Consider the following 6,630-nt stretch of genomic DNA (forward strand, 5'->3'; position numbering starts at 1 on the left):
GGCCGCTGGAGCTGCGTGCAATGGGGGTCGCTGATGCCGCCGTTCTCCCCCGGACCGGATGTACATCCGGTCGAGGACGCATTGCGCGCCGCTGACCCGATGGGCTAAATCCACAGTGCAGCACCGCCTCGGGGTGAGCGCATCCCGGTTCGGTGCAGTGCAGTGCAGTGCGGTGCAGTGCGGTGCTTGGCCCCCGATCTCAAGGTCACAGTCGTGGATCAGCGTTCCGTGGTGTCTGCGGGCTGTTCCCGCGCCGCGCCGCAGGTACGGCGCTGCGCTAGGCTCAGCGCAGGTTCAACCATGACGACATTCCCGGCAGCCGCGTCCGACCCAACCGGTGTCGCGAGCGTGGTCTGTAGTCATTGCCACACAGCGGTTCCGGCCGGACGCTTCTGCGGATACTGCGGCGCCGGCCGAGCCGGCAGCGCCGACAGCCGACTTGCGCTGCTGCGGCCCCGCGTCTTCGCCGTCGCCCCCGCCGAGAGGGTTCTGCTGCCGATGGTGAGCAGCACGCTGTTTCCGCAGCTCCCACAGATCTACCGCAACCCGTTCCGGATCGGCATGGGCGTGATCGTGCTGGGTGTGGTCGCGTTCGCCGTCCTCAGACTGATCGGACCGTTGGTAACCCTTGTGGCGCTGGGTGTTCCGGTACTGTTCGTGCTCTACCTCTGGCAGGCCGGCCTTTGGCGGGACATCCCGGTGCGGGCACTGGCGGTGTCGGCAGGCCTGGGGGCCGCACTCGGGGTGGGATGGGTGTGGCTGACCGGCAACTGGGTCGCCCGGGCCTACGGGATACCGATGGCAGCGGGTTTCGTTCTGGAAGACCTGATCGGAGCAGGGCTGATCATCTCGGTGGGCGGAGCCATCCTGATGGTCATGCCCGCCGTCGCGGTGCGCATCCTCAAGCCCGCCACCCGGGAGTCACTCGACGGTTTCGTCATCGGTGCGCTCGGCTCGCTGTGCTTCACCGCGGCGGCGACCACCACCCGGTTGGCCCCGCAGTTCGTCGCCGGGCTGATCAGGGATGTCAAACCGCTGCGGCTGTTCATCGAGGCGGTGCTCTACGGAATCGCAGCACCACTGACGGCAGCCTCGGTGGGAGGCCTGATCGGCATCGTCCTGTGGTTCGAACCGGGTCGGCGTGCGCACGAACACCCGCGCGCCGTCCGGGCTGCGCTGTCGGTGTTCACCGTGTTGGTCGTGGTGATCTACACGCTGATCTGGGTGGTGGACGCCTGGCGCCTGCCGAAGTGGCCGCAACTCGGCCTGCACATCCTGATGACGGTGATCGCCCTGTTGGCGGCCCGGTTGTGTCTGCAGTTGGCGCTGTTGCATGAGGAACCCGACCCGTTCACCGGGCGGCCGACGCTGTGCCTGCACTGCGGCCATGTGGTTCCCGATATGCCGTTCTGCCCCGCCTGCGGGGCGGCGACCCGGGCTTCGTCGCGATCGGCGCGACGCCGGACTCGTGCGTCGCCGACGACGCGACAAGCCGGAACAAACAGCGCAGACGTATGATTCAGACGGCCCGTTCCGGGCCCGGAAAGTAGGGATCTGATATGGCCTCGACATTGATGCGTCAGCTGGGACTGGCCGCAGGAGCCGCCGCGATCGTCGGTATGGGTGCGCTGACGGCATGCAGCAGTGCCACCAAGGAGAAGCCGGCCGAAACCACCGCCCCGTCGAAGGCATCGAGCGCGCCGGCATCCCCGTCGTCCAACGCCCCGCAGCCCACTGAAAAGAAGGTCGGCGCGGGAAGCAACAACTCGTTCTCGCCGACGGTCAAGGCTCCGCCGGCACCGACCGCGCTTCCGGGCAACGTCATCACCGGCGGCTGATCCGCCGGGTCACGGTGCGCCGGCCACTGACCGCAGCACTGCTCGCCGCCCTTGGCGCGGCCTGCCTGACTGTGGGCGGCGACGGGTCACAGCAGTCAGCCGACCCTGCTGGCGCGCAGCGGATCGGCGGTCCGTACGCCGCTCTGCTGGATAGTTCCACCGATCTGGGATCCGCGCGTGCCCAGCAGATCCGGCTCACCGCGGCTCTGCACCGGCCGAGTCGGCCGGATCGCCTGCAGCACTGGGCGAAACGCCACCACCTGTCGGTGCAGTGGCGTCAAGACGACGCCTGGGCCGTGATCGAGGGTGCGCCGGCGGCGGTGTCCGAGGCGTTCGGGGTGGACGTGCACGACTATCGCGGCCGGCGCGGTCAGATCTTCTACGCCGCCGCCGAACAGCCCGTCCTTCCGGCCGCACTGCGCGACGAGGTCGCCGGTCTGGGGCGGATCCTCGGTTACACCCCGCACCGGGAATCCCGGCCACCGGGATGGCCCTTCCCGGCCGAGGTGCCCGGCCAGGGTCTGACACCGGATGCGCTGATGCGGACCTACAACGCGCTGCCCCTGCGCGAGGCCGGTTTCACCGGCAAAGGGATGACCGTGGTGGTGTTCGCCTTCGACGGCTTCGACCAAGCTGATTTCGACACCTTCACCGCTGCCTACAATCTGCCGCCGCTGGTTCCGGAGGTGGTCGGCGGACAGCCCCCGCACCGCCGCGGCGAGGCGACCATGGATCTTCAGGCCGCCCACGCGATCGCTCCCGACGCCCGCAAAGTCCTCGTCAACGCCATGCCCACGGTCGAGGGTGATGGGGCCTACCGCAAGATCGCCGAGATGATGGAGGACACCGACCGGCGTTACCCCGGTGCGGTCTGGAGTTTCTCCATCGGCTGGGGCTGCGACAAGCTGATCACCGCAGCCGACCTGGTGCCCGTACGGGCCGCGCTGGCCAAGGCACACGCCAACGGCACCAGCGCCTTTGACGCCAGCGGGGACTTGGCGGGCCTGGAATGCAAGGGCGGCGACGAATGGTCCTCGCCGCCGCACGCCGACAACGTCGGATTGGACGCGATCGCCTCGATGCCGGAGATGACCAATGTCGGCGGCACCACGCTGTCTACCGACGCCACCGGGGGCTGGCTGTCCGAGCAGGCGTGGTTCGACGCGCCACTGTCGCAGGGATCGGCGGGTGGGGTATCGGCCCTTTACGACCGGCCGGCCTGGCAGGGGCAGGTGGCGCTCAACGGCGGCATCCGAAAACGCCTGACACCGGACATCTCCGCAGTCGCCGATCCCTTCACCGGGATGAGAATCGTCTTCAATCAGCAGGAGATCATCGGTGGCGGAACCTCATTGGCCGCCCCGATCTGGGCCGGCTTCGCCGCAGTGATGAATCAGTACCTCGTGGAGAACGGCGGCCGACTGCTCGGTGACCTCAACCCATTGCTGTACCGGGTGGCCGAGGGATCGCGGCTGCCGGCATTCCGCGACGTGGTCCTGGGGGCCAACGCGGTCGCCGTCGCCGGACCGGGCTACGACCTGGTCACCGGCCTGGGCACCCCCAACGTCGACAACCTGGCCCGCAACCTGCTGGTCCTGCAGAAGGTGCTGCCGTGATCACGGTGCCCACCATGGAGTGCGACCGGTGCCAGGTCGATGTGCCGGCCGGAAACTTCTGCGGCCTGTGCGGCTGCGACGGTGGGACGCAGACCTCCGAGAGTCCGATTTGGCTGCGCCGCAGAACCTTCAGCGCCGCACCCAGCGAAAAGGTGCTGGTCCCACATCTGTCCAGTTCGCTGTTTCCGCAACTGCCGAGTCCGTCACGGGGCCCATTCCGGATTGCGCTGGTCATCGCCACCGTCGCTCTGCTGATCTCGGCGATTCTGCGGCTGCCGGCCCTCGGGATCACCGTCGGAGCCCTGGGGTTGCCCCTGCTGTTTGGGTTCTACCTGCGTGCCTCCGGCGCCGACCGCGACCTGCCCCGACGGTCACTGGTGCTGGCCGCCGTGCTCGGGGGATTGCTGGGCGCCTTGTGGGTGCTGGTGAGTGGTCAACTGGTCGCCCGCAACTACGGGTTGCCGATGTCCGTCGGCGTGGCACTGCACCACCTGCTGCGGGAGGGCTTCATCATCCCGGTGGTGGGGATGGTCCTGATGGTGATCCCGACGCTGGTCATCCGGCTGTTCTTCACCGACCGCAGCCGGGAAGCGTTGGACGGCTTCATGATCGGCGCGCTGGCGGCGCTGGCGTTCAGCGCAGCAGCCACCCTGACCCGGCTTGCCCCACAGGTGGCCACCGGGCTCATCGCGCATGCCCGGCCGGTCAAGGGACTGATGATCGAGGCCGTCCTGTGCGGGATCACGGTGCCGATCAGCGCGGCGGCGGCCGGCGGGATGGTGGGGATCGCGCTGTGGTTCCGGCCCCCCGGCCATCACGAGGGTCGGGTCCGGATGGTGCTGGGCCTGCTGGCGGCCGCGGCACTGCTCACCCACGCCGCCGTCGGCGTCGTCGACATCGTCGGCGTGCCGCAGCTCCCGATGGTGCTCGCACACGTGACCATCACCGTCGCGGTGCTGCTCGGATTGCGGTTGTCGCTGCAATTGGCTCTGTTGCACGAGGCGCACGACCCGATCGACGCCGATGAGCCGGTGCTGTGCCCGTACTGCTCCCACGTCGTTCCGGACATGGCGTTCTGCCCGGCGTGCGGGGCGGCCACCCGCGCCTCATCCCAGCAGTCGCGGCGGCGACGGCGGGGGGCGTCGCGTCCGCAGGCAGACCAGGGGTCTGCGGCGGTGGACGTCCTTCCCTATCCCGGCTATGCGCTGCCCGCGGCGAGTTACACCGCGCCGCCGCCGCGCCGGCCGCTCGTCGGTTGGCTGTTGGGCCGCTGGGGAATCGCCGTCATGGCGGTCGCGGTGGTGCTCGGGACGGTGGGACTGCTGCTCACTCCCAAGATCGCCCACTACATGTGCCCACCGGACTGCGGCAAGCCGCCCAGTGGCACGCCGGTGATGGCGCTGCCCCGGTTCACCGCCGCTGACGGCAGCTTCTCGGTGTCCTATCCCGCGCCGGGGTCGGCGTACACCATCCAGACCACCGACTTCGGTGTCACCGCGACCTACACCGGCGGCGACGGCGGGGTCATGCAACTGTTCTCTGAGCCGGCCAAGGGGCGGTCGGCACGCCAGGTCGCTGCGGCGATCCTCAAGCGAACCCATCCCGACGCCAAGGTGGCCTACGAGATTCCCAACGCCATGGTGGGCTATCAGCCCGGCTACGGGGAGCTCGCCGACGACTGGCCGCAGAGCCCGACGGCCAGCTACAGCCGGCTGCGGATCCTGGTGATGACCGCGGTCAAAAACGATGTCGCGCTGGTGGCCTTCGCCACCGGCCCCTACCGCGCCTTCGGGCCCGACTTCGGCCCCGGTCCGCCGTCCGGCGCCAATCTGGAGATCGCGTCGGATATGGGCAAATACGTCAACAGTTTCCAGTGGAGGGGCGATCCGGACCGGTAATCGGGCCGGATCACTCTCAGCCCCAGCCCAGTTCGTGTAGGCGCTCGTCGTCGATACCGAAATGGTGGGCCATCTCGTGGATGACGGTGATGGCGACCTCCTCCACCACGTCCTGCTCGGTGTCGCAGATCTCCAGCAGGCTCTCCCGGAAGATGGTCACGGTGTCCGGAAGTGCGCCGGCGTAGTTGGAGTCCCGTTCGGTCAGCGCGATGCCCTCGTAGAGACCGAGCAGTTCGGGATCCTGCGGGTGGCGGTCGGCGACGAGTACGACCACGTTGTCCATCGCCGCCGCCAGATCGGGGGGAATGAGATCCAGCGCCTCGGAGACCAGGTCCTCGAAACGCTCAGGATCCATCCGGACCGGCATCAGGGAGCCGGTTCGTCACCCGGCATCGGCATGTTCAGCCGTTCCTCCGGGATGGCCGGCGGCGGAACCGGGGGTTGGCCGTTGATCAGCAGCGGGCCCTTGGCGCTGTTGATCAGCGTCGCCCAGCCGCCGTTGCCCAGGGTGGCCCCGATGTTGCAGGACACCTGGCGACTGCCCGCGGTCCAACTCGGCAGCGACACGGTGCTGTAGATGAGCGTCAGGGTGGTGTCCCGCAAATTCACCGGCGCCAGGTAGGCGTCGGTGAGGTCGTTGCACACCTCCTTGATGAACTCGTCCTGATCGCGATCAGACGGCAGACCCTCGGGGAATCGTTCGGCGAGGTTCACCGTGCCGACGACCTCCATGGCGTGCGGCGCCGCACAGTCCACCGGAGCGTCGTTGGGCTGGTTGGTCGCCACATCGATCCCCAGGCAGGTCCCCGGCGGCCACACCTTGGACTGGTCCTGTTCGGCCACCCGACCCTTGAACATCAGCTGCTGATTGCCCGGGCCCTTCAGTTGCAGGCCGCACAGCATGCGGCGCTCACCGGCCGCCTTCCACGCCTTGTCGCCGGCCCACAGCAGGCTGATGCTGAACCTGCTGTTGGGGTCATAGCGGGGGCCCAGGTAGCGCTCGGTGGCCGGCTCGCACTGCTCCAGGGTGATCTGCTGGATGCGGGCCGGCGACGGGGGGGCCGCGTCGGGGCCGTACTCCAGGCCCGGATAGGCGCGCATATCGACCGCTGCGGACACCTCGAAGCGGTGGTCGTCCTTGCAGTCGACGATGTAGGCCGCGTCCAAGGCGTTGTCCGCCCAGTTCAGGCAGTATCCGGTCTTCGCCTCGGCAAAGGTGGAGTTGATCGCCGGTGCCAGCGGTTCGGAGGGCACCACCGTGCCCAACGGCCCCTTGTC

5 protein-coding genes and 1 pseudogene are annotated in these 6,630 nt (G+C 68.6%); 4 read left to right on the plus strand and 2 right to left on the minus strand.

All coding sequences use genetic code 11. The features are described from left to right. Positions 1-348 precede the first annotated feature (348 nt). From ADBZ5N_RS16505 to ADBZ5N_RS16520, 4 genes are read left to right on the plus strand one after another with little or no spacing between them, the layout of a single operon-like run. Positions 349-1,518, plus strand: a complete 1,170-nt coding sequence (locus ADBZ5N_RS16505; RefSeq protein ID WP_526259265.1) for a zinc ribbon domain-containing protein — start codon at positions 349-351, stop codon at positions 1,516-1,518. A gap of 41 nt (positions 1,519-1,559) precedes the next feature. After that, entirely contained in the window at positions 1,560-1,838 is a 279-nt protein-coding gene (locus tag ADBZ5N_RS16510; protein ID WP_526259267.1) for a hypothetical protein, read from the plus strand. 14 nt (positions 1,839-1,852) lie between these two features. Continuing rightward, on the plus strand, positions 1,853-3,454 hold the full coding sequence (locus ADBZ5N_RS16515) for a S53 family peptidase (protein WP_526259269.1): 1,602 nt from the start codon (positions 1,853-1,855) through the stop codon (positions 3,452-3,454). After that, positions 3,451-5,352, plus strand: coding sequence for a zinc ribbon domain-containing protein (locus ADBZ5N_RS16520; protein ID WP_526259271.1), 1,902 nt, complete (start codon positions 3,451-3,453; stop codon positions 5,350-5,352). The genes ADBZ5N_RS16515 and ADBZ5N_RS16520 overlap by 4 nt, the downstream gene beginning before the upstream one ends. Before the next feature lie 16 nt (positions 5,353-5,368). On the opposite strand, the gene ADBZ5N_RS16525 is transcribed toward ADBZ5N_RS16520, so the two are convergent. After that, positions 5,369-5,719 (minus strand): metallopeptidase family protein, encoded by a 351-nt coding sequence (locus ADBZ5N_RS16525; protein WP_526259273.1) that lies wholly within the window; start codon positions 5,717-5,719, stop codon positions 5,369-5,371. A gap of 14 nt (positions 5,720-5,733) precedes the next feature. After that, a pseudogene (locus tag ADBZ5N_RS16530) lies at positions 5,734-6,630 on the minus strand (septum formation family protein); the annotation flags it as partial.

Source organism: Mycobacterium sp. (assembly GCF_044370595.1).
In the GTDB taxonomy this organism is placed as follows: Bacteria; Actinomycetota; Actinomycetes; order Mycobacteriales; family Mycobacteriaceae; genus Mycobacterium.